This window comes from Kitasatospora sp. NPDC004723, from assembly GCF_040609255.1.
Taxonomy (GTDB): Bacteria; Actinomycetota; Actinomycetes; order Streptomycetales; family Streptomycetaceae; genus Kitasatospora.
Map to the genome: position 1 here is coordinate 59,873 of NZ_JBEXJT010000002.1, position 21,286 is coordinate 81,158.

Consider the following 21,286-nt stretch of genomic DNA (forward strand, 5'->3'; position numbering starts at 1 on the left):
CATCGGGAAAACCGGATTGCGGGGCCACCGGCGCGCTGTCACAGTGCACCTACGGTCGAGCTCCGACCGGAACGGGAACGGGGGACGGGGGAGCGCCCGTGACGGCGTCGCGATCGCCCACTGAACTGGCGGCGGCCTACGCCCGGCCGCCCTACCGGATGCCGTCGCCGCCGGCACGGGAGAGTCACCAGCTGGTCCTGGACGTGCTGCTGCCCTGGCGGCTGGCCGGCCGGGTCTACGGACCGTACCGGATGATGCGGCTGACCGCCTCCGGGGTCACCGCGGCCGTAGGTGCCGAGGTTCTCGGCCCGTACGCCCAACCGGTCGTGACCAGGGTCGCCGCGCAAACGCTCGACCCGGTCGTCGAACGCCTGCTCATGCCGCGCGCCCTCCTCGGCCTCGGCATCGTCCTGTTCCTCGTCCGCACGGTCACCGGCACCTGGACCTCCGGCGACCTGCTCATCGAGCTGATCGGCGAGGACAGCGTCGTCATGCTGCTCACCGGTCCGATCGCGTTGCTGCTGGGCTGTCTGCCGCTGGTTCTCCTGGCCTATCCGGGCACCCGGCGGCAGGTGGGGCGGCTGGTGGCACGGCCACTCCTGGTGGGGGTGTTCACCGCCGTCGTGTTCGTCGTCATGATGCGGTCGGCCCTCCTTCCGTCGGCCGGCGTGCTCCTGCTGTGGCTGGCGCCGTTCAACCTGTGCGTGCTCTACCTCGTGCACCGCAACTCCTTCGCCGTGCGGGCGCATCCACTGGTGAGGCCCCTGGTGGCGACACTGCTGGTCTGGCTGACCGCGCTCGGGCACGTCCTGTTCGTCGACAGGGACGGGACCTCCACCCACGGCCCGGCACTGGTCGCGCTGCTCGCGGGCCCGGTCGGGGTGACGGTGACGGCGGTGATCGAGATCGTGCTGCTGCGGCGCCGGCACGGGGTCGGGTTCCGTGGACCGCTCGGACCGCTCGGACCGCTCGACGCGGCCGGGCCGTCCGGTCTGTCCGGTCCGTCCGGGGCGTGATCGCTGAAGACGGTCTTCAGCGGCTGCGGCCCGGCGCGGCGGCGCGGGCGAGCAGGACGGGCTGGAAGAACCCGCTGGCGGCGGGTGGCAGCCACTCCACGTCGGTGAAGCCCGCCCCGGCGGCGAACCCGCCGATCTGGTCCTGGGTGAGCGCCCAGTAGGAGCTGCGGCGCACGCTCACCTCGCCCCACCCCGCACCGCCGCCCTCCCGCTCCGCGAGCCGGAAGTGCTCCAGGTCGTACCGCTCGCCGTCCTCGTGCCAGTGCCACAGCTGGAAGGTGACGGTCCGTCGGCCCGAGCCGTCCACGGACGGCTGGGGTGCCGTGGACGTCGGCCGGCTGCGCCGCAGTTCGTCGTACGGCCGGGTGGAGAGCATCAGCAGACCGCCGGGACGCAGCACCCGGTGCAGTTCGGCGAGCGCGGCGCGCACGTCCGCCGCGGTGAGCAGGTGCGGCAGCGAGTTGTCGGCGCACACCACGGCGTCGAACCGTCCGTCGGTGCAGGGCAGTCGGCGCATGTCGGCGGCCGCGGTCGGCAGGCGCAGCCCGCGCGCCGCCGCCTCCCGGCCGGCCCGGGCGGCGGCGGCCGGGCTGAGGTCGGTACCGGTGACCCGGTGGCCGTGCGCTGCGAGGCCGATCGCCTGGGTGCCGATGCCGCAGGAGCAGTCGAGCACCTCCGCCGGCGCGTCGCCGAGCCGGTCGCGCAGGAGCGCGTCCAGGCTCGCGCCCTGCCGGGTCACACTGGCCGCCCAGTCCGCGTACACCAGGTGGTAGTCGGCGGCCAGTTGGTCGTAGAAGCGGGCGACCGAGTGGAGCGACCCGCCGGTCGGCGCAGCCTCGGACGGCGCGGTGCTCGGGACGGTCGGTTCGCTCATGCGGTCACGCTACCGAAACCCCGGCCGGCCCGTCCCGGGGGTTTCCGGTGGCCCCGCCCGGTCCGTCCCGGGCCGGTAGACCGTCAGCGCCCGGCGGTCCTTCGCCAGCCGGAGCGCGCCGGTGGCGGGCACGGACTCGCCGTCGACGGCAATCCGGCCGGCGTCGCCCAGAGCGTCCAGGTCGAGGGCGCGGATCCGGGCGGAGTGGTAGACCCGCGAGCGGGCGAGCGTGCCGGACAGGAACGCGGCGGCGAGCCGGGTCCGGGCGAACGGCCGCCCGCCGTCGACCACCCGGACGTCCAACAGGCCGTCGGCGAGCCCGGTCCGGTGGGTCGGGGCGAAGCCCGGCGGGTCGTAGACGCCGTTGCCCGCGAACAGCAGCCAGAGCCGGCGGTCGCGGCCGCCGGCCCGGACGGTGACCGGCCCGGCGGTCGCCAGCACCCGGGCGGTCGCCACCGCGAGCGCCGGCCACTTGCCCATCCGGCCCTCGAACTCCTCGCGCAGCCGGACCAGTTCGGGGTAGACGCCGAGGCTGAACGTATTGAGGAAGTGCCGGCGCCCGGTGTCGTCGGCGGCCACGCCGAGGTCCACCCCGCACGCCCGGCCGGCGGTCACGGCGGCCGCCGTCGCCTCGATGCCGTCGATGCCGAGGTCCAGCGCGAAGTGGTTGAGCGTGCCGCCGGGGAAGACCGCGAGCGGCACGTTCCGCTCGACAGCCAGCCCGGCGGCGAGGTTGACACTGCCGTCGCCCCCGCAGATTCCCAGCGCGCCGCCGGCCGCCGCGGCCCGGTCGGCGGCCTCGGCGAGCAGGGCGGGCAGGTCGTCCCCGGGCTCGCAGAGCCGGACGTCGGCCCGGGGCAGCAGGTCGCGCAGCGCGGCGACCGTGTCCTGCGGGCCGTCGCCGGAGAACGCGCCGCTGCCGGAACCGGAGTTGACCACCACCGACAGACCGGCCCCCTCGGGCAGCGCCGGGGCCGGGCGGCGCGGCGGTGCGGCGGCCGGCCGCAGGTGGGAGGCGCGCGGCCACCACCGGAGGGTGAGCACCGCCAGCGCGGAACCCAACGCGAATCCGGCCAGGACATCGCCCGGATGGTGCGCGCCCGTGTACACCCGGGAGACGCCGACGGCCAGCGCGGCCGGTGCCACCAGGGCGGCGGCGGCCGGGGACTCGATCGCCACGGCCGTGGCGAAGGCGGCGGCGGAGGCGGAGTGGCCGGAGGGGAAGGAGGTGGTGACCGGCTGGCGGAGCAACCGCCGGGTCGCCGGGACCGGGCCGAGCGGGGGTCGCGGGCGACGGGTGAGCTGCTTGGCCGCGATGTTGGCGGCGGTGGAGGCGAGCAGCAGCGAACTCACCCCGCGCAGCGCCGCCCGCCGTTCGGCCCGCCCGCCGACAGCCCCGAGTGCGGCGGCCGTGCCGAACCAGAGCATCCCGTGGTCGGCGGCCCGGCTCAACCGGCGCAGCCAGCGGCCGGTCAGTGACCCCGTTCCGAACGGACGGTCGGCCGCGGCGACCCGGTGGAACAGAGCCCGGTCGATGACGTCCAGTCGCCTCATTCGTTCGAGCCTAGACGCGGTCGGTTCCCCGCGCTCGGCGAGCGGCCGCGAGGGGCCCGGGGGATATTCGCAGCAGGCTGAGTACAGCTACTCAGGCGCCCCGCGGCGGGTCCCGCGCAGACTGGTCGGCACGACCCGCACCGCCGTCACCGAGGACCTACGCCACCACCATGCTGAGCCGCGCCTCCGCCCTCCTCGTGCCCGCCTTCGGGCGCCTGCACATCACCACCGCCGCCGCCGACGACGCCACTGATGCCACCAATGGCACTGGTGCCGCCAATGCCACTGACGCCGGCCGCCCCGCGCCGGGCAGCATCGTCGCGGCCAACCACACCTCGCTCGCCGACCCCGCCGTCGTGCTCGCCGCCCTGCACCGGCTCGGCGCCCGCCCGGTCGTCCTGGCCACCGCCGGGCTCTGGCGGGTCCCGGTGCTCGGACCGGTGCTGCGCCGGGAGGGGTACATCGCCGTCCACCGCGGCACCGCGCGGGCGGCCGAGTCGCTCGACGCGGCGGCCGAAGCCCTCGCGGCCGGGCGGGTCGTGCTGATCTACGGGGAGGGCGGGCTGCCGCGCCGCCGCGACTCCGGGGAACTGCCGCCCGGCCCGTTCCGCAGTGGCCTGGCCCGGCTGGCACGGGCCACCGGCGCCCCGGTCGTCCCGCTCGGCCAGGCCGGCGCCCGCCGGCTGACCTCCGGTGGGCCGCTCAAGCAACTCGCGGGCCTGGCCACCGCCCCCGTCCGCCGCCCCGCCCTGCACGTCCACCTCGGCAGCCCGCTGCACCTGCCGCCCGACACCGCCGAGGCCACCGCTCGGGTCCACCACGCCGTCACGGCCGCCTGGAAGGTCGCCGCCGGCCGGGCCGAGAGGGAGGCCGGGGAACGTCGGCCGACGTGAGTCGACCTGCCCCGCGGGACCGGGTGATCCGTCGTCCGGCTACGCCCCCGCAGCCGGCGCTGTCCGTCACCGCCAGGAAAAATTGCGTGGTGGACGGAGGACATCCCCGTCACAATCCCGGCCATGCCCACAACGACAGTTCTGGTGATCTGCGGTCCCGCAGGTGTCGGCAAGTCCTCGACCGCCTACGAGGTCGCCCGTCTGCTCGCCGAGCGGAACATCCCCCACGCCCTGATCGATTCCGACGAACTGGACCGCGTCCATCCCTGGCCGCCGGAGGGGCGGGAACCCAGTGAGCTGGCCCGCCGCAACCTCACCGCGCTCTGGGCCAACTTCGCGGCCCTCGGCCATACGCGGCTGATCATCGCGGGGGTGTTCGCCGCCCTCGACGACGAACTCCGCTGGATCTCCGACGCCGTCCCCGACGCCGAGATCACGCCCGTCCGCCTGATCGCCGATCTCCCCACCCTGGAGGCCAGGATCTTCCGCCGGGAGATCGGTTCGGGCGCCGACGACCAACTCCGCAGGACGATCCGGCAGCTCGACCGGATGGGGCGGTCGGACTCGACCGCCACGGTGGTCATCGACACGAGTGACCAGCAGGTCGGCGACATCGCGAAGCGGGTCATCGACATCTGGCTGGCCGGTACCGGAGGTCGGTGACCGTTGCCGTCCTCGGCGCGGCCGGACCGGTGTCAGCGGGGTGGTCCACGGTTCGCGGCATCAACGACGAACCGACGACCTCGACCGGGTGGCGGTCAGGCCGACGCAGCTCGGTGTGCCCGTCCGCCCCGGTGCGCCGGACGGCGGACCGGGCGCTCGCTGCACTTCCGGGACCTCTACGGCAACGAGCTGATCGCCGCCCAGCTGTAGGGCGGGCCGACGGCGGACGCGGCAGGATGGGCGGCATGGAGCGTACCTTCGAGGAACTGGTGGACGAGGCGGCCGAGGCTCCGGTCGACGGGTGGGACTTCTCCTGGCTGGACGGCCGGGCCTCCGAGGAGCGCCCGTCCTGGGGGTACCAGCGGCTGCTGGGGGAGCGGCTGGCGCTCGCGTCGGCGGCGCTGGACGTGCAGACCGGCGGCGGGGAGGTGCTCGCGGGCGTGGCGGACCGCTTCCCGCGCACGATGGCCGCCACCGAGGCGTGGCCGCCGAACGCGGCCAGGGTGACCTCCGTGCTGCATCCGCTCGGCGCGCTCGTGGTGGCGGATCCGGACGAGCCGCCGCTGCCCTTCGCCGACGGTGCCTTCGACCTGGTGACCAGCCGTCACCCGGTGACCGTGTGGTGGGCTGAGGTCGCCCGCGTGCTGCGCCCCGGCGGCAGCTACCTGGCCCAGCACGTGGGTCCGGCCTCGGTGTTCGAGCTGGTCGAGTTCTTCCTCGGGCCGCAGCCGGAGGCGCGCCGGGCCCGGCGGCCGGAGGACGCCGCGGACGCCGCCCGGGCCGCCGGTCTCGAGGTGGTCGACCTGCGGTCCGAGCGGCTGCGGGTGGAGTTCCTGGACATCGGTGCGGTGGTCTGGTTCCTGCGCAAGGTGATCTGGATGGTGCCGGGCTTCACGGTGGAGGCGCACTGGGCGCGGCTGCGCGAGCTGGACGCCCTGATCCGGGCGGAGGGGCCGTTCGTCGCCCACTCCGCCCGGTTCCTCATCGAGGCCCGCAAGCCCTGATGCCACCGCAGTCCCCGATGCCGCCGGCCTCAGCCGGCTTCCACCGGCTTCCGCCGGCCTGCGGTGTCACCGGGGCCTCGGGTCAGCCCGCGGCGACCAGGTCGAGGTAGTCCTCGCTCCACAGGTCCTCGTCCCCGCCGGGCAGCAGCAGCACCCGGTCCGGCCGCAGCGCCTCGACCGCCCCGGGGTCGTGGGTGACCAGCACGATCGCGCCCGGGTAGCCGCCCACCGCCGCCAGCACCTCGTCCCGCGAGGCCGGGTCGAGATTGTTGGTGGGCTCGTCCAGCAGCAGCACATTGGCGCCCGAGTGGACCAGCCCGGCCAGGGCGAGCCTGGTCTTCTCGCCGCCGGACAGCACCCCGGCCGGCTTGTCCGCGTCGTCGCCCCGGAACAGGAACGCGCCGAGCACCTGCCGCACCTCACCGTCGGTGAGCGCCGGCGCCGCCGCGGCGAGGTTCTCCCGGACGGTGCGGCCCGGAGCGAGGGTCTCGTGCTCCTGGGCGAAGTAGCCGAGCCGCAGTCCGGGACCGGGGACGACGCGCCCGCCGTCCGGGGTCTGCCGGCCGGCCAGGACCCGCAGCAGCGTGGTCTTGCCCGCCCCGTTGGGACCGAGCACGACGAGCCGGCTACCCCGCTCGACGGCGAGGTCGAGCCCGTCGAGCACGGTGCGCCCGCCGTACGACTTGGTGAGGCCGACCGCGCCGAGCGGCATCCGCCCGCAGGGCGCCGGCTCGGGCAGCCGGATGCGGGCGGTGCGCTCGGCCTGGCGGACGGGTTCGAGGGCGGCGAGCATCCGGTCGGCCCGGCGGGCCATCGAGCGGGCGGTGACGGCGGTCGCCACGTTGGCCCGCATCCGGTCGGCCTGGGCGTGCAGGGCGGCGGCCTTGCGTTCGGCGTTGGCCCGCTCGCGGCAGCGGCGACGCTCGTCGGCCGCGCGCTGTGCCAGGTAGGCGGCCCAGCCGGTGTTGTGGACGTCGACCGTGGCGCGCTGCGGGTCGAGGTGGAACACCCGGTTGACGGTGCCGGCCAGCAGCGGCACGTCGTGGCTGATCAGCACCAGGCCGCCGGGGTAGCCGGCCAGGTAGCCGCGCAGCCAGGCGACGGCGTCCGCGTCGAGGTGGTTGGTGGGCTCGTCGAGCAGCAGGGTGGCGTGGTCGGCGAAGAGCATCCGGGCCAGCTCGACCCGGCGCCGCTGGCCGCCGGAGAGCGCGCCGAGCGGGCTGTCCAGCAGCCGGTCGGGCAGGCCGAGGCCGGCCGCGACCCGCGCGGCCTCGGCCTCCGCCGGGTAGCCGCCACGGGCCTGGAACTCGGCCTCGGCCCGGGTGTAGGCGGTCATCGCGCGGCGCTGCGCGCGCTCGTCGCCGGCCGTGGCCATGGCGCTCTCGGCGGCGCGCAGCCCCCGGACGGCGGTGTCCAGGCCGCGGGCGGACAGGATCCGCCCGGTGACGGTCACGGCCGGGTCACCGGTACGGGAGTCCTGCGCCAGGTAGCCGACCGGTCCGGTGCGGGTGACGGTGCCGGCGGCGGGGCGCAGCTGCCCGGCGAGGGTGGCGAGCAGGGTGGTCTTGCCGGCGCCGTTGCGGCCGACCAGGCCGATGCGGTCGCCGGGGGCGATGTGGAGGGTGAGGTCGGACAGCAGCAGGCGGGCGGCGACGCGCACGTCGACACCACGGATGGTGATCAAGGGGATGACGCTCCGTAACAGCTAGCGGACACACGGGTGGCGTGGAAGCGGGTCCGTCAGCTAGGAGATGCGGGGCGTCGACATGGCGCCGAGGTTAACCCGCGGCGCCCGGCGGGCGCATCCCGATTTACCGGGGGACCGACATTCCGGAAAGTCCTTGCCCGGGCATGTCCGTGACATGTTCGATGTGCCCATGGGGCGTAGCGAGCTCGTTCTGATGACCGATCACAGCTCGACCGAAGGCAGCCGGGAGGCGTTGGCGGCCGCCGTTCGGCGGCTCACCGGACGGGCACCGGTGCTGCTCGACGCGCGGCACTTCATGACCGGCGGACCGGACGGGCCGGCCGGCGGCGGCCGGGTGCGCGGCACCGGCGACGGCGTCGCCCTGGAGGTTCCCGCCGAGGGCCTCGCGGTGACCGCCTGGTCGGTGATCCTCTACGAGATACCGCCGCACCGGCGCCCGGAGCTCGTCGGCTGCCAGCGGATCCTGCGCGAGCACGGTGTCCGCTCGCTCGGCACCGCCGCCGACGGATGGCGGACGGCGAGCGACAAGCGGCTCACCGTCGAGAGCTTCGCCCGCGACGGCGTGCGCCAGATGCCCACCGTCACGCTCTCCCGGCCCACCGCCGCCGAGGCCGCCGAGGTGTTCGACCGGCTCGGCGGCGACGTCTGGGCCCGCCCGACCGTCGGTATGAGCGGGCAGGACGTCTTCCACGTCACCACCCACGCCCAGCTCGCCGAGGCGGCCGAGTGCTACGCGCAGGCCGGCACCGACTGGCTGCTCGCCCGGGACGCCCGCAACTTCACCGCCGACGGCCGCCGCCACCAGTACCGGGTGACCGTGCTCGGCGGGCGGGCACTGCGCGCCGTCGAACACGTGCAGGACGACCCGGACGAGCCGTGCAACCTCGCCCGGGGCGCCGTCTCCACCCCGCTGCCGCTGGCGGAGCTGCCCGCCGGGCTGGCGGAGCTGGCGGTGGCGGCCACCGGGTCGGTCGGGCTGCCGTTCGCGGCCGTCGACCTCGCGGCGGAGAGCGGCGGCGTGGTCTTCGAGGTCAACGTCCACCCCGCGTTCGGCTCGCCCGGCGCGCTGGAGGCGGTCGCCGTGCCGTACGTGGCGGCCCACCTCGGGTCCTCCCACTGACCCCGGAGCCGCCCCCGAAGCCGCTCCCGATCCGGCTCCGGCCCGACCCTCGGTCCACCCAAGGAACGTGACGCGGCGTCGGAAAACCGCACGCAGCGGTGCCCGCCGCCGCTGCGCGCCCCTGCCGGGTCACCGCAGGACCCCCGGTCGAAGGACCCCTTTCGGGGGTACTAGACTCGGGGAGGTTGTGAAGGCACCTCGTTCGGTGAGGCGTCGCCATGGACACAGGCCACTGACCCCACGACGTCGAGAGACGCCCAGGGTCAGGACAGGTCTCCCCGGCCTAAGGGGTGACCCCAAGTGGCTGCATCCCGGAATCCCGGGGCGCTACGCCGTGGCGTGCCAAAGCTCTGACGAGATTCAGGGGTGCCCACCCGACGTCGCGGCGCCCGTGCGCGCCCGCTCGGCGGTGTGGAGCCTCCTGGTGGCCCGGTAACGGCGACCCCGCGCGGGCGCCCCGACGGCGAGGAGGTGAGAGCAGTGGAGTGCGGTAGTCCGGGTCGAAGTCGGCCCCGCCCCAGGACGTCCCCCACTCTTCCTGGCACCCGGCACCCCTCCTCCCGTACCGCTCCCGACCCCCGCCGCACCGCCCGCCGCTGACCCCGGCGCGGACGCGCGCGGCCCGGGCGCGGTGCGTGGTGGAGGACGGCCGGGCGCCTCCCGCCCGCCCCGCACCCCGCGACGTGCCACGTCCCCGGGTGCGGCGGCCCCCGAACCGCGGAGGTACCCCGTCATGTCCGACTGGCGTGTGCGCGCTGTGCGCGCGAGCAAGCGTCCCTTCACCCGTCCCGTCACCCCGGCCGGCGGCGCGCCCGCCCAGCCCGCCCCCGAGCACTCCATGGACCCGCGCCCGGACCAGCCGGTCGAGCACGTGAGCCTGGAGCGCTCCGTCGTCGACGCGGCCGTCTACCGCGACGGCCACCGGGTGCAGTCGGCCGCCAACCTGGCCGACGTCTACCGCGAACTGCCCGGCAAGCCCGGCACGATGGCCTGGATCGGTCTCTACCGCCCCGCCGAGGCCCAGCTGCTGGAGGCCGCCGAGCGGTTCAACCTGCACGAACTGGCCGTCGAGGACGCCATCGTCGCCCACCAGCGCCCCAAGCTGGAGCGCTACGGCGACACCCTCTTCGTGGTCCTGCGCGCCGCCCGCTACCTGGACGACGTGGAGGAGGTCGACTTCGGCGAGATCCACCTCTTCGTCGGCCCCGACTTCGTCCTCACCGTCCGCCACTCCCAGGCCCCCGACCTCTCCGCCGTCCGCCGCCGCGTGGAGGCCGACCCCGAACTGCTGGCCCTCGGCCCCGAGGCCGTCCTGTACGCCGTGCTCGACGCCGTCGTCGACGGCTACGCCCCGGTCATCGCCGGCCTCCAGCACGACATCGACGAGATCGAGACCGAGGTCTTCGGCGGCGACCCGCAGGTGTCCCGGCGCATCTACGAACTCTCCCGCGAGGTCATCGAGTTCCAGCGCGCCACCCGCCCGCTGCTGGAGATCATGAAGAGCCTGGAGGCCGGCTTCGGCAAGTACGGCACCGACGAGGAGCTCCAGCGCTACCTGCGCGACGTCGCCGACCACGCCACCTACGCCGCCGAGCGCGTCGACGGCTTCCGCCAGATGCTGCAGAACATCCTCACCGTCAACGCCACCCTGGTCTCCCAGCGGCAGAACGAGGAGATGAAGCAGCTCGCCGAGGCCGGCCACGCCCAGAACGACGAGATCAAGAAGATCTCCTCCTGGGCGGCCATCCTCTTCGCCCCGACCCTGATCGGCACCGTCTACGGCATGAACTTCGACGAGATGCCGGAACTCCACTGGGCCTTCGGCTACCCCTTCGCCATCGCGCTGATGGCCCTCGTCTGCACCAGCCTCTACTTGATCTTCAAGCGCCGCAACTGGCTCTGACGCCTCCGGCGGGCGACGAAGGGGTACCAGGGGAGGATGGCCGCCGGCGGCGCTTCGCGATAGGAGGTCTGCCGACGGGGCGCCCACGGATGGTCACGATTCGGGAGCGCCGCGCTTGGTCCGAGCGCGGTCCCTTGCGGCGGGAGGTGACCTGGCGTCAGTCAAGGGATGGAGTGGGCGACTTGGTTGGGAGGCGAAGCCTTCGTGTCAAGGCCCGTGGCGGTGCTGTCGGCGGTGGCGCGGACCTTCAGGAGGATGAGGGGCCGGGGTCGGGGGCCCGACCGGAGGCGGAGGGAGGATCCGCCTGTCGGTGCATGGGCCGGTAGTCGGTGTGCCTGCTAATTTCCCGGACCATGGGATCACGTGGAGCACGTGGGATGGCGGCGCAACAGGCGATCGAGGGGCTCCGGGAACTCGTCGGAGCGGGGCTGACGGCCGAGAAGGTGTTCCGCAGGGCCGACGAACTGCTGCGCACGCTCCTGGAGTACGACGCGGTCTGCTGGCACTCGGCGGACCCGGCGACCGGGTTGGTGACCTCGGTGCTGAGCGACGACCTCAGCCTGGTGGGGTTCGAGAACGCCGTGCGTCTGGAGGTGTGGGCGGACGACGTGGCGACCTTTCCCGCGATCCGCCGCAGTGGCGTCCGCGCGGAGACGCTCAGCCGGGCGACCAAGGGCCGGCCGGCGGACAGTGTGCGGTTCCGCGAACTGATCGGCCCGGCCGGGTTCGGCGACGAACTGCGGGCGGTGTTCGACGCACATGGTGGGATGTGGGGCTGCGCGGCGTTCATGCGGGCCGCCGACCGGGGGCCGTTCCTGGCCCAGCAGCGGGAGCTCGCGGACCTCGCCGCGCGCCACCTGGGCAATGCCCTGCGGGCCTGCCACGTGCCGCCGGCCGTCGCCGAGGGCCGCGGGGAGGCGGAGCCGGGCTGGTCGCGGGACGACGGTCCGGCCGTGGTGGTGCTCGGTCCGGCGAACCGGCCGCTGGCACTGTCCGGGCCGGCGGAGGAACTGCTCGGCCGGTTGGCCGACCCGAGCCGGACCTCGCTCGGTGTGCCGACCGCGTTCGCGGTGGCCGCCGAACAGGCCCGCCGGGCGGCGCGCGGGCTGGCCACGCCGCAGTCGAAGATCCGGGTGCAGGACGGTGACGGCCGGTGGTACGTGCTGCACGGTTCGACCCTGAAGGGCGGCAGCGAGGGCGAGGTGACGGTGGTCGCGGCCCCGGCGACCCCCGCCGACGCGATGCCGCTCTACCTCTCCGCGTACGGGCTGACGGCGCGTGAGCAGGAGGTGGCGCTGCTGCTGGTGCGCGGGTGCGACACCCGGGACGTGTCGCGGCTGTTGGCGATGAAGCCCTACACCGTGCAGGACCACCTGAAGTCGGTGTTCGCCAAGGCCGGGGTGGCCAGCCGCCGTGAGCTGGTGGCGCGGATCATGCTCGGCGGCGGGACGGCGTAGCAGGGGGCGACCCGGTCGGGTGGCCTGCCTGGGCACGGGGTCGCGGGTGTACGTTCTGACGGGTCGGCGGGAACCACCGTTCGTTAGCTGACAACGGGGGGTCCCGCGGCGGGGCCCGCCGGGCCGTCCGGAGGGGGCCAGGGATGAGCATCGAGGAGACCGCGGGTTCGGCGGGCAACGGTGAGGCCGGTGCGGGCGCCGGCCCGGCGAGCGGCCCGGCGGGCGCAGCGGGGACGGGGGAGGCGGCGTCGTCCGCCGTCCCGGCGGCCTCGGCTGCCGCGGGCACCGCGACCGCCACGCAGGGACCGGAGGGACCGGAGGGGCCGGACGGCTCGCACGGTCCGGACGGGCCGCAAGGGCCGGGGGCGGACGGCGAGGGCAGCGGCGCGGCCGACGGCGGCCGGCGTGGCAAAGCGGCGAAGAAGAAGCGGCCGCTCTGGCAGGAGCTGCCGATCCTCATCGGCATCGCCCTGCTGCTCTCACTGGGCATCAAGACCTTCTTCGTCCAGGCGTTCTCCATCCCGTCCGGCTCGATGCAGCACACGCTGGAGAAGAACGACCGGGTCCTGGTCGACAAGTTCACGCCGTGGTTCGGTGCCGAGCCGGAGCGCGGCGAGGTGGTGGTCTTCAAGGACCCGGGCGGCTGGCTGGACTCGGTGCCGCGGGAGAAGGGCAACGCCGTCGTCGAGGGCATCCGCACGGTGCTCAGCACCGTGGGCCTGCTGCCGTCCGACAACGAGAAGGACCTGATCAAGCGGGTGATCGCGGTCGGCGGCGACACCGTCGAGTGCCGGCAGGGCAGCCCGCTGAAGGTCAACGGGGTGGCGCTGGACGAGCCGTACCTGTTCCCCGGCGCCACGCCGTGCGACGACGCGCCGGTGGGCGAGGTGACCGTCCCCAAGGACCATCTGTGGGTGATGGGCGACCACCGCAACGACTCGCGCGACTCGCGCTTCCACGTCAACGAGCCGGGCAACGGGTTCGTGCCGGTGAAGAACGTGATCGGCCGGGCGTTCGTGATCGCGTGGCCGCTGTCGCGCTGGGACACCCTGCCGGTGCCGGACACCTTCGGGCAGCAGGGTCTGGCGTCCGGCGCGCCTGCCCGGGTCGCCGGGGACGTCGGGGACTCCGGGAGCGGTCGGCCCGGCGGCGACCGGCCGGCCGAGCCTTCGGCGCCCGAGGCCGCCGCCGTGGCCGCGGCCGTGCCGTTCGCGCACTGGCAGCGGCGCCGGGCCGCGCGGGCCGGGGCCGGGGGCCGCTGACGTCGGCTCCGGTTCCGGCCGGACAGGTCACCGGGTCATCGGGTCACCGCCGCCGCCTCCGTCCCGGTCGTTCCGGGGTCGGGGGCGGCGGGTCCGTTCACGCCGGGCCGTGCCAGCGCGGGGCGGTGCCGTAGCGGGCGAGGAAGAGGTCGACGCCCGCCCCGATGACCCGGGCGAGTTCGGCCTCGTCCACGGGGGTGGCGGGGGCGAAGGTGTACACCAGCTGCGGGATGCCGACGGTACTGGCCACCAGCTGCTGGACGGCGAGCTTCGGGTCGGACACGTGCAGCGCGCCGCTGTCGGTCAGCTCGGTGAGCAGGTCGACCAGCGGGCCGTTGTTCATGTCGTAGGTGACGCGGTACCAGAGCTGGCCGAGCTGCGGGAAGCGGTCGATCTCGCCGATCACCAGACGGCGCAGCAGCATCACCTCGGGGCGCAGCAGGATGCGGGCGAGCGCGGTGGCGTGGCGCACGAGCGCCGTGCGCAGGTCCGGGGCGTCGGCGAGGGTACGGGCGGGCGGCGTCAGATCGGCGTAGGTCTTGGGCAGCACGCCGCCGACGACGGCCAGGAACAGGCGCTCCTTGCTGCCGAAGTGCTTGTAGATGGTGGCCTTGGAGACGCCGGACCGGCCGGTGATGGTGTCCATCGAGGCGGCGGAGTAGCCCTCGGCGAGGAACTCGGCGAGCGCGGCGTCGATGATGGCCTGTCGCTTGCGCGTCGCGGCGTCGCCCGGGTCGGGAATGATCGGGATGCCGTACTCGTCGGTGGCGTCCTGGCGCTCGGCTGCCATGTGCGGCCGCCCTTTCATCGGGTGGGGGAGTGCTGAGGGTGGGAGTGCCGACCGGGTACTGACCGGTCCGGTCCGTTGTCCTGGACGGTCCGTTCGGTGGACTGCACAGGTCAGCCTATGAACTGAACCGTTCGGTACGCAAAAGCCTCGGGTCTCGGACCGACTGAACTATACGGACCGGTCTGCAGTCAAGACTGAACTGTTCAGTTGACAGACTGAACTGATCCGTTTAGTTTTCTCGATGTCGGCGAGCCCGACGCCCAACGGAAGCCCGATCACCCGCACCACGTCCGAGGAGCCCCTCATGACCGCGTCCAAGATCTTCGCCATCTCCGGCTCGCTGCGCGCCGACTCCCACAACACCCGCCTGCTGCGTGCCGCGCAGAAGTTCAACCCGGGCGGCCAGGAGATCGAGATCTACGAGGGCCTGCGCGAGATCCCGCCGTACGACCTGGACCTCGACACCCCCGAGCTGCGGCCGGCCGTCGTCCAGGACCTGCGTCGCCGGGTCCAGGAGGCCGACGGCCTGCTGATCGCGACCCCCGAGTTCAACTACTCCGTCCCCGGTGTCCTGAAGAACGCCCTCGACTGGCTGAGCACCGACTGGACGCGCAGCGAGGGCCTGCCGCTGCACCGCAAGCCGGCCGCGATCCTCGGCGCCGCGCCGACCAACTTCGGCACCGTCCGGGCCCAGCTGGCGCTGCGCCAGGTGTTCGTCTGGACCGACACCGACGTCGTGGTGAAGCCCGAGGTCATCGTCTTCCGGGCGCACGAGCGCTTCGACGAGAACGGCAACCTGACCGACGGGACCACCATCGAGCTCCTCCAGGGACTGCTCGTCGCGCTCCAGGAGAAGATCGACGCCAAGGCGGCCCGCGCGGCGAGCTGAACCGCGACGCCGCCGGACCGGCGCACCCGGCGCACCCGGCGCACCCGGCAGACCCGGCAAGCCCGGGCCGCCCGGGCCGCTCGGCAGACCGGGCGTCCTCGGCCGGTGGAGTGACCGGGGGGCCGTCTCGGGGCCACAGGGCCCGGATTGGACCTGTTCCCGCCGCGCCACGCCCCGCCAGCATGGGCGGCATGAGCGACCACCACCGCGCGCTGCGCCCCGAGAGCCGGATCGTCCACCCGCCCGTCGAAGAGGTGACCGGCAGCCGCCCGCTGGGCGTGCCGCTGCACCAGGGCCACGTCTTCGCCTTCCCCGACAGCGACACGCTCGCGGACGCCTTCGGCGGCCCCGACGGGGCGTTCCTCTACAGCCGGTTCGGCAATCCGACGGTCCGCTCGCTGGAGCGCGCGGTGGCCGATCTGGAGGGCGGCAGCGGTGCGCTGGCGGCCTCCTCCGGCATGGGCGCGATCACCACCGTGCTGCTCGCGCTGCTCCGCTCCGGTGACCACGTGATCGCCCAGCAGAGCCTGTACGGCGGCACCTTCGCGGCCCTCGCCGACCTGACGGCGCGCTGGGGCGTCACGGTCACCTTCGTGCGCGGCGACGACCCGGAGGAGGTGCGGGCCGCCCTGCGGCCGACCACCCGGCTGCTGTACCTGGAGACCGTCTCCAACCCCGTCGCGCGCGTCACCGACCTGCCGGCGCTGATCGGCGCGGCTCGCGAGGCCGGTGTGCTGAGCGTGGTGGACAACACCTTCACCACGCCGCTGCTCTGCCGCCCGATCGAGCACGGCGCGGACATCGTGCTCCACTCGGCCACCAAGTACCTCGGCGGCCACTCCGACGTCCTGGCTGGGCTCGCCGTCTTCGCCGACGCCGGGCTGCACCGCCGCGTCTGGCACCACGCCCTGGAGCAGGGGGCGGCGCTCGACCCGTTCGCCGCCTGGCTGACGCTGCGCGGGATGCAGACCCTGGGCCTGCGGATGCGCCGGCACAACGAGGTCGCGCTCGACCTGGCCGGGCGGCTCGCCGCCCACCCGGCGGTCGCCGCGGTGCACCACCCGGGCCTGCCCGGCCACCCCGACCACGAGCGGGCCCGCCGACTGCTGCCGGACGGTCAGGGCGGGGTGTTCGCCTTCGACCTGGCCGGTGGGCGGGAGGCCGCGCGCGTCTTCGTCGGCGCGGTCCGTCTGGCCTCGCTCGCGCCCTCGCTGGGCGGCGTGCACACCCTGGTCCTGCACCCGGCCAGCACCTCCCACCGCCAGCTGTCCGACGACGAGCTGACCGCCGCGGGCATCGGCCCCGGCACGGTGCGGATCGCCGTCGGCATCGAGCACCCCGAGGACCTCTGGGCCGATCTGGAGCAGGCTCTGGCCGGACTCTGACCGGCGCCGGTCGGGGGGCGGTCGGGGAGCGGTCGGGGGCGGGGATCACCGGCCGTGACCCTCCGCCGTGACCCTACGCTGTGACCCTCCGCCGCGACCCTACGCCGCGGGCCGGGGCCGCGGCCGGGCCGCCAGCACGGCGATGTCGTCCTCCGCCGGGTGGCCCGCATCCGGGCCGACGCCGCGCAGCGCCGCGTCCAGCAGGTCCTCCAGCGGCCCGGCGGCCGGCAGCCGCAGCGCGGCGAGGCGGGCCAGCGAGGCGTCGATGTCCTCGCCGCGCCGCTCCACCAGACCGTCCGTGTACAGCAGCAGGGTCTCGCCCGGCAGCAGGTCGCGGCCTGCCTGCTCGTACCCGCCGAGCCCGGTGCCGAGCGGCGGCCCGGTCGGGAGCCGCAGCAGTTCGGTGGGCCGGCCCGGGGTGATCAGGGCCGGCGGGAGGTGCCCGGCGCTGGCGAAGGTCCACCGGCCCCGGCCCGGGTCGGCGAGGGCGAGCAGGCAGGTGGCCGGGCGGGCGGACTCGTTGGCGGCGATGACGGTGTCCAGCTGGCGCAGGATCCGGTGCGGTGGCAGGTCCATCGCGGCGACGTCGCGCAGGGTGGCGCGGTAGCTGCTCATGTCGACGGCCGCCTCGACGCCGTGGCCCATCACGTCGCCCATGACCAGCAGGGTGCGCCCGAACGGCAGGCGGACCGTCTCGTACCAGTCGCCGCCGACCACCGAGCTGCTGCCGGACGGCAGGTAGCGGGAGGCGAGTTCGAGGTTCTGGTGCGGGTGGCCGGGCTCGCTGAGCAGCGCGCGCTGGAGGTCGAGCGCGATGCCCTGCGAACGGCTGTAGCGGCGCGCGTTGTCGATGCCGGTGGCGGCCCGGGCGGCGAGGTCGCCGACCAGCACCGCGTCGTCGGGCCCGAAAGCGGGGGAGGCGGCGGTGCGGGCCAGCGTCAGCAGTCCGATCAGCCGGCCGCGCGCCGTCAGCGGCACCACCAGCAGCGAGGTCACCCCGGCGACCCGGTACACGGCCGCGCTGTCCCGGTCGGGCGCCGCCTCGGCCAGCTCCTCGGCGGTGCGCGGTGCGACCAGCACGGCGACCCCGGAGGCCAGGGCCCGGGCCGCCGTCGAATCCTCCCGGTGGCGCACCGACTCGCCCGGGCGCGGCAGCCGGTCCGCGGCCGGCCGCAGCCCCTCCGCGCAGTCGAGCGCGGCCCGGTGGAAGCGACGGCCCGGCGCCCGGCCGGTGCGGGCGTCGGCGTCCGGCGGCAGGACGTCGACGGTGGCCAGTTCGGCCAGCCGGGGCACGGCGAACGCCGCCAGCTCGGCGCAGGTGGTGTCGACGTCCAGGGTGGTGCCGATCCGTTCGGCGGCGGCCTCCAGGAGGGCGAGGCGGGTACGCGCCTGGGCGAGCTCGCGCCGCAGCTCCTGGTCCGGGTCGGGGTCGTCGAGGACCAGGACCACCACGCCGGCGGTGCGGCCGTCGGCGGTCAGCGGCCGGTAGCGCACCCGCAGGCCGGGCGGCACCGGCGCGCCCGGACCGTCCGGTCCGCCGGTGGTGCGCTCGCGGTCCCGCCCGTCGGCCAGCACGCGGCGCAGCGTGCCGACGGCGTCCGCGAACGCCGTGGCCTCCACCGGCCGGCCCTGCAGGTCGGCCCGGCGCAGGCCGGTGACCGTGCTGAAGGCCGGGTTCAGGTAGAGCCAGCGCAGTTCGGCGTCGAGCAGCGCCACTCCGGCCGGCAGGACGCCGATCAGCTCACCGAGCGGATCCGGACCGTCGCCCTCCGTGGCGCCGTAGGCCCTCCCGCGGAGCGCCGCGGCCGCCGCCGTGAGCGCGCCGGTGTCCGCGCCCGTCGGGGTGCCGCCCTCTCCTCCTCCGCTGCCGTGTCGGAACCGCATAGCCCCATGATCACGCCCCGGGGCGCGGCGCGCCCACGGAGTGGCGGGTGCTTGACCGGTCGACGGGTTTCCGATAATGCGACCGTAGGGCGACCGGGTCGGGGATGCCTCAGGCTTCCGGGCGGTGCTTGAGCTTCGCCCAGACCCTCTCCAGCGCGGCGATGTCGGCGTCGTCGAGGCGGTCGTCGAAGGCCTCGGCGAGTGCGGCGCGGCGGGTCGCGTCGGCGGCGGTGAACAACTGCCGGCCCTCCGGCGTCAGCGCGATCCGCACCGAGCGGGCGTCGGTCGGGGAGGGGGCGCGCTCGACCAGGCCGCGCGCCTGCAGGGCGTCGGCGACCCGGGAGACCTGGCTGCGGCTCAGCAGCGTCTTGGCCCCCAGGTCGGAGGCGGCCACCGGCCGGTCCTGGGCGTGCAGCCAGAGCATCACCTCGAACCAGGAGAGCGGCAGGTCGTGGGCCCGGGTGAGGGCCTGGTCGACCCGGGTGCTGAGGGTGGTGCCGGCCCAGACCAGGCCGTAGAAGGCGTGATCGCGGGCGGTGAGGTCTCCCAGGGTGAGGTCGGTGCGCTGCGCCATGCCCGTCAGCCTACCTTTGTGCGTGTGCGCGCACACATCTTGCTATGGTGTGTGTGCACGCACGCAAGCCGAAGCCAGCACGAAGGAGCCCTCATGGCCGGCGACCGGATCGTCCTCATCACCGGCACCTCCAGCGGCATCGGCCTCGCCGCCGCGGTCGCGGCGGCCCGCGCGGGCTTCCGCGTCATCGCCACCATGCGCGACACCGGGCGCTCCGGCGCGCTGCTCAAGGCCGCCGAGGCGGCCGGGGTTGCCGGCCGGTTCGAGCTCGCCCGGCTCGACGTCATCGACGCCGCCTCCGTTGCCGAGTGCCTGGCCGGGGTCCTCGACCGGCACGGCCGGCTCGACGCGGTGGTCAACAACGCGGGCGCCGGGCGGGTCGGCACCGTCGAGCAGGACGGGCTCCTCCCCGTCCGCGAGGTCATGGAGGTCAACTTCTTCGGCGTCGTCGAGGTGACCCGGGCCGCCCTGCCGCACCTGCGGGCCACCGGCGGCCGGGTGGTCACCGTGACCAGCGTCGGCGGCGTGGTCGGCCAGCCGTTCAACGAGGCCTACTGCGCGGCCAAGTTCGCCGTCGAGGGGTTCATGGAGTCGCTCGCCCCGGTCGCCGCCACCGTCGGCGTGTCCGTCTCCGTCGTCGAACCCGGCGCGGTGGCCAGCGAGTTCGTCGCCAGCCAGGGCATCGACCTGCCCGCCCTGCTGGCCGCCGCCGGCCCGTACGCGCCCGCCCTGGAGGCCTATGCGGCGCGCACCCGGGCGGCCTTCGACCAGGCGCAGACGTCCGAGCAGGCCGCCGAGACCGTGCTCGACGCGCTCACCGCCGAGCGGCCGCCGTTCCGCCTGCAGACCTCCGACCGGGCCCGCGCCTTCGTCGGCGCCAAGCTCGCCGACCTCGACGGTTCCGCCGTTCAGGGTGTGACGGGCGGCTGGGTGGCCTGAGTCTGGGCCTGCGCCTGAGCCTGGGCCTGCGCGTGAGCCTGCGCCCGCGCCGCCTGCCCCGTTTCAGCATGTTCACCTAAAGATCATTGACCCGCCGTCAGTGTCGCTGGAACGATTCGGGGTCATGACTACGCGCGTAAACCTTCTGTCACGTCGGCTGATCTCCCCGTTACGGTGGGCGGCCCTGCTGTCCGTGCTGGTCTCGGTCGGGGTCTTCTTCGCCGGCGCCGGAGCGGCCCAGGCGGCGCCCGCCTGCGGGGTGCTCTCCACCGGTGCGGCGCCCCAGGCCACCGCCGCCGTCCGCTCCGCCTGCGGGCTGATCGGCACCCCGTACTCGTGGGGCGGCGGCCACGGCGCGACGCCCGGCCCGACGTACGGGCTCTGCGACCCCGCCAACGGCGCGCCCAACGACTGCAACGTCCGCGGCCTGGACTGCTCCGGCATGGTCCGCTACGCCTACGACCTGGCCGTCGGCGAGGACGTCATCAACGGCACCACCCGCACCCAGTGGCCGACCTCCAGAGCGGTCGCCCGCTACTACCGGGCGGACGGAACGGCGCCGCTGCTCCCCGGCGACCTGGTCTACTTCGGCAACACCGCCTCCACCATCCACCACGTCGCCATGTACCTCGGGCAGGGCTGGATCGTCGAGGCCCCGTACTCGGGCGGTTACGTCCAGGTGGCGGCGCTCTCCTCGCACGGCGACTACTACGGCGCCATCCGGCTGTACGGATCCGGCTCCTCCTCGACCACGCCTCCGACCACGCCCCCGGCGGGCGGTGGCCAGTACTGGGTGGACACCTTCTCCAATGCCCCGGTGTACGGTTCGCCGACGTCGACCAGCAGTACGGGGACGCTGTACCAGGGGACGAACTACGTGTACTGCAAGGCGTGGGGCCGTGAGGTGTCCAGCGGTGGCAGCTTCAACCACTGGTGGCTGAAGACCGACCCGGACGTCGGCCCGGGCGGTCAGTGGGTGTCGGCGTTCTACCTGTCCCGGTGGGGCAACGACACGGCCAAGGACAACAACGGCACCACCGTCCCCGACTGCCCGGGCGGCGGCACCTCGCCCGCCGCCGGCAAGTACTGGGTGGACACGCTCTCCAATGCCCCGGTGTACGGTTCGCCGACGTCGACCAGCAGTACGGGGACGCTGTACCAGGGGACGAACTACGTGTACTGCAAGGCGTGGGGCCGTGAGGTGTCCAGCGGTGGCAGCTTCAACCACTGGTGGCTGAAGACCGACCCGGACTCGGGCCCCCGTGGCCAGTGGGTGTCGGCGTTCTACCTGTCCCGGTGGGGCAACGACACCGCCAGGGACAACAACGGCACCACCATCCCCGACTGCTAGGACGCACTCGGGACGGACGG

Annotated in this window: 18 protein-coding genes and 1 riboswitch; of the genes, 12 read left to right on the top strand and 6 right to left on the bottom strand. The window is 74.6% G+C overall.

Features of this window, described 5'->3' with window-relative positions; genetic code table 11:
* Positions 1–98 precede the first annotated feature (98 nt).
* Positions 99–1,016 carry a hypothetical protein gene (locus ABZW10_RS03290; RefSeq protein WP_355359100.1) on the top strand — a complete coding sequence of 306 codons (918 nt, stop codon included), beginning with the start codon at positions 99–101 and terminating at the stop codon, positions 1,014–1,016.
* 16 nt (positions 1,017–1,032) lie between these two features.
* Here ABZW10_RS03290 and ABZW10_RS03295 read toward each other — a convergent pair whose 3' ends face one another.
* Both ABZW10_RS03295 and ABZW10_RS03300 read right to left on the bottom strand, forming a co-directional pair.
* Positions 1,033–1,890, bottom strand: a complete 858-nt coding sequence (locus tag ABZW10_RS03295) for a class I SAM-dependent methyltransferase (RefSeq protein WP_355359103.1) — start codon at positions 1,888–1,890, stop codon at positions 1,033–1,035.
* A gap of 9 nt (positions 1,891–1,899) precedes the next feature.
* Entirely contained in the window at positions 1,900–3,444 is a 1,545-nt protein-coding gene (locus ABZW10_RS03300) for a phosphatase PAP2 family protein (protein WP_355359106.1), read from the bottom strand.
* Positions 3,445–3,614: 170 nt separating this feature from the next.
* Here ABZW10_RS03300 and ABZW10_RS03305 point away from each other — a divergent pair, with 170 nt between their 5' ends.
* From ABZW10_RS03305 to ABZW10_RS03315, 3 genes are all read left to right on the top strand, one after another.
* Positions 3,615–4,337, top strand: a complete 723-nt coding sequence (locus ABZW10_RS03305) for a lysophospholipid acyltransferase family protein (RefSeq protein WP_355359109.1) — start codon at positions 3,615–3,617, stop codon at positions 4,335–4,337.
* Positions 4,338–4,460: 123 nt separating this feature from the next.
* The gene (locus tag ABZW10_RS03310; protein ID WP_355359112.1) at positions 4,461–5,000 is read left to right on the top strand and encodes a hypothetical protein; all 540 of its coding nucleotides are present in this window, start codon (positions 4,461–4,463) and stop codon (positions 4,998–5,000) included.
* Between the two features lie 245 nt (positions 5,001–5,245).
* Positions 5,246–6,004, top strand: coding sequence for a class I SAM-dependent methyltransferase (locus ABZW10_RS03315; protein WP_355359115.1), 759 nt, complete (start codon positions 5,246–5,248; stop codon positions 6,002–6,004).
* A gap of 82 nt (positions 6,005–6,086) precedes the next feature.
* Here ABZW10_RS03315 and ABZW10_RS03320 read toward each other — a convergent pair whose 3' ends face one another.
* The gene (locus tag ABZW10_RS03320; protein ID WP_355359118.1) at positions 6,087–7,688 is read right to left on the bottom strand and encodes an ABC-F family ATP-binding cassette domain-containing protein; all 1,602 of its coding nucleotides are present in this window, start codon (positions 7,686–7,688) and stop codon (positions 6,087–6,089) included.
* Between the two features lie 217 nt (positions 7,689–7,905).
* Between ABZW10_RS03320 and ABZW10_RS03325 the strand changes: the two genes are divergently transcribed.
* From ABZW10_RS03325 to lepB, 4 genes are all read left to right on the top strand, one after another.
* A complete protein-coding gene (locus ABZW10_RS03325; RefSeq protein ID WP_355359121.1) occupies positions 7,906–8,832 on the top strand; it encodes an alpha-L-glutamate ligase in 927 nt (308 codons plus the stop codon).
* A 190-nt stretch (positions 8,833–9,022) separates the two neighbouring features.
* Positions 9,023–9,205: riboswitch (M-box (ykoK) riboswitch) on the top strand.
* 360 nt (positions 9,206–9,565) lie between these two features.
* Complete coding sequence (locus tag ABZW10_RS03330; protein WP_355359124.1) at positions 9,566–10,735, top strand: magnesium and cobalt transport protein CorA; 1,170 nt, start codon at positions 9,566–9,568, stop codon at positions 10,733–10,735.
* A gap of 377 nt (positions 10,736–11,112) precedes the next feature.
* Complete coding sequence (locus tag ABZW10_RS03335) at positions 11,113–12,192, top strand: helix-turn-helix transcriptional regulator (protein WP_355359127.1); 1,080 nt, start codon at positions 11,113–11,115, stop codon at positions 12,190–12,192.
* 143 nt (positions 12,193–12,335) lie between these two features.
* Positions 12,336–13,454 (top strand): signal peptidase I, encoded by a 1,119-nt coding sequence (gene lepB / locus ABZW10_RS03340; RefSeq protein ID WP_355359130.1) that lies wholly within the window; start codon positions 12,336–12,338, stop codon positions 13,452–13,454.
* Positions 13,455–13,551: 97 nt separating this feature from the next.
* Here the strand turns inward: lepB and ABZW10_RS03345 are convergent, their stop codons facing one another.
* Positions 13,552–14,244 (bottom strand): TetR/AcrR family transcriptional regulator, encoded by a 693-nt coding sequence (locus tag ABZW10_RS03345; RefSeq protein ID WP_355359133.1) that lies wholly within the window; start codon positions 14,242–14,244, stop codon positions 13,552–13,554.
* Positions 14,245–14,548: 304 nt separating this feature from the next.
* On the opposite strand from ABZW10_RS03345, the gene ABZW10_RS03350 reads away from it, so the two are divergent.
* Both ABZW10_RS03350 and ABZW10_RS03355 read left to right on the top strand, forming a co-directional pair.
* On the top strand, positions 14,549–15,133 hold the full coding sequence (locus tag ABZW10_RS03350; RefSeq protein WP_355359136.1) for an NADPH-dependent FMN reductase: 585 nt from the start codon (positions 14,549–14,551) through the stop codon (positions 15,131–15,133).
* A gap of 191 nt (positions 15,134–15,324) precedes the next feature.
* The gene (locus tag ABZW10_RS03355) at positions 15,325–16,518 is read left to right on the top strand and encodes an aminotransferase class I/II-fold pyridoxal phosphate-dependent enzyme (protein WP_355359139.1); all 1,194 of its coding nucleotides are present in this window, start codon (positions 15,325–15,327) and stop codon (positions 16,516–16,518) included.
* A 99-nt stretch (positions 16,519–16,617) separates the two neighbouring features.
* On the opposite strand, the gene ABZW10_RS03360 is transcribed toward ABZW10_RS03355, so the two are convergent.
* On the bottom strand, positions 16,618–18,402 hold the full coding sequence (locus ABZW10_RS03360; RefSeq protein WP_355359142.1) for a SpoIIE family protein phosphatase: 1,785 nt from the start codon (positions 18,400–18,402) through the stop codon (positions 16,618–16,620).
* A 109-nt stretch (positions 18,403–18,511) separates the two neighbouring features.
* On the bottom strand, positions 18,512–18,976 hold the full coding sequence (locus ABZW10_RS03365) for a MarR family transcriptional regulator (RefSeq protein ID WP_355359145.1): 465 nt from the start codon (positions 18,974–18,976) through the stop codon (positions 18,512–18,514).
* 93 nt (positions 18,977–19,069) lie between these two features.
* Between ABZW10_RS03365 and ABZW10_RS03370 the strand changes: the two genes are divergently transcribed.
* Both ABZW10_RS03370 and ABZW10_RS03375 read left to right on the top strand, forming a co-directional pair.
* Positions 19,070–19,915 (top strand): SDR family NAD(P)-dependent oxidoreductase, encoded by an 846-nt coding sequence (locus ABZW10_RS03370; RefSeq protein WP_355359148.1) that lies wholly within the window; start codon positions 19,070–19,072, stop codon positions 19,913–19,915.
* Positions 19,916–20,039: 124 nt separating this feature from the next.
* On the top strand, positions 20,040–21,266 hold the full coding sequence (locus tag ABZW10_RS03375) for a C40 family peptidase (protein ID WP_355359151.1): 1,227 nt from the start codon (positions 20,040–20,042) through the stop codon (positions 21,264–21,266).
* Positions 21,267–21,286: the final 20 nt, after the last annotated feature.

Bases quoted from the DNA above. Each gene is read 5' to 3' on its own strand.
- ABZW10_RS03295 (WP_355359103.1), bottom strand. From the start codon at position 1,890: ATGAGCGAACCGACCGTCCCGAGCACCGCGCCGTCCGAGGCTGCGCCG.
- ABZW10_RS03300 (WP_355359106.1), bottom strand. From the start codon at position 3,444: ATGAGGCGACTGGACGTCATCGACCGGGCTCTGTTCCACCGGGTCGCC.
- ABZW10_RS03305 (WP_355359109.1), top strand. From the start codon at position 3,615: ATGCTGAGCCGCGCCTCCGCCCTCCTCGTGCCCGCCTTCGGGCGCCTG.
- ABZW10_RS03310 (WP_355359112.1), top strand. From the start codon at position 4,461: ATGCCCACAACGACAGTTCTGGTGATCTGCGGTCCCGCAGGTGTCGGC.
- ABZW10_RS03315 (WP_355359115.1), top strand. From the start codon at position 5,246: ATGGAGCGTACCTTCGAGGAACTGGTGGACGAGGCGGCCGAGGCTCCG.
- ABZW10_RS03325 (WP_355359121.1), top strand. From the start codon at position 7,906: ATGACCGATCACAGCTCGACCGAAGGCAGCCGGGAGGCGTTGGCGGCC.
- ABZW10_RS03330 (WP_355359124.1), top strand. From the start codon at position 9,566: ATGTCCGACTGGCGTGTGCGCGCTGTGCGCGCGAGCAAGCGTCCCTTC.
- ABZW10_RS03335 (WP_355359127.1), top strand. From the start codon at position 11,113: ATGGCGGCGCAACAGGCGATCGAGGGGCTCCGGGAACTCGTCGGAGCG.
- lepB (WP_355359130.1), top strand. From the start codon at position 12,336: ATGAGCATCGAGGAGACCGCGGGTTCGGCGGGCAACGGTGAGGCCGGT.
- ABZW10_RS03345 (WP_355359133.1), bottom strand. From the start codon at position 14,244: ATGGCAGCCGAGCGCCAGGACGCCACCGACGAGTACGGCATCCCGATC.
- ABZW10_RS03350 (WP_355359136.1), top strand. From the start codon at position 14,549: ATGACCGCGTCCAAGATCTTCGCCATCTCCGGCTCGCTGCGCGCCGAC.
- ABZW10_RS03355 (WP_355359139.1), top strand. From the start codon at position 15,325: ATGAGCGACCACCACCGCGCGCTGCGCCCCGAGAGCCGGATCGTCCAC.
- ABZW10_RS03360 (WP_355359142.1), bottom strand. From the start codon at position 18,402: ATGCGGTTCCGACACGGCAGCGGAGGAGGAGAGGGCGGCACCCCGACG.
- ABZW10_RS03365 (WP_355359145.1), bottom strand. From the start codon at position 18,976: ATGGCGCAGCGCACCGACCTCACCCTGGGAGACCTCACCGCCCGCGAT.
- ABZW10_RS03370 (WP_355359148.1), top strand. From the start codon at position 19,070: ATGGCCGGCGACCGGATCGTCCTCATCACCGGCACCTCCAGCGGCATC.
- ABZW10_RS03375 (WP_355359151.1), top strand. From the start codon at position 20,040: ATGACTACGCGCGTAAACCTTCTGTCACGTCGGCTGATCTCCCCGTTA.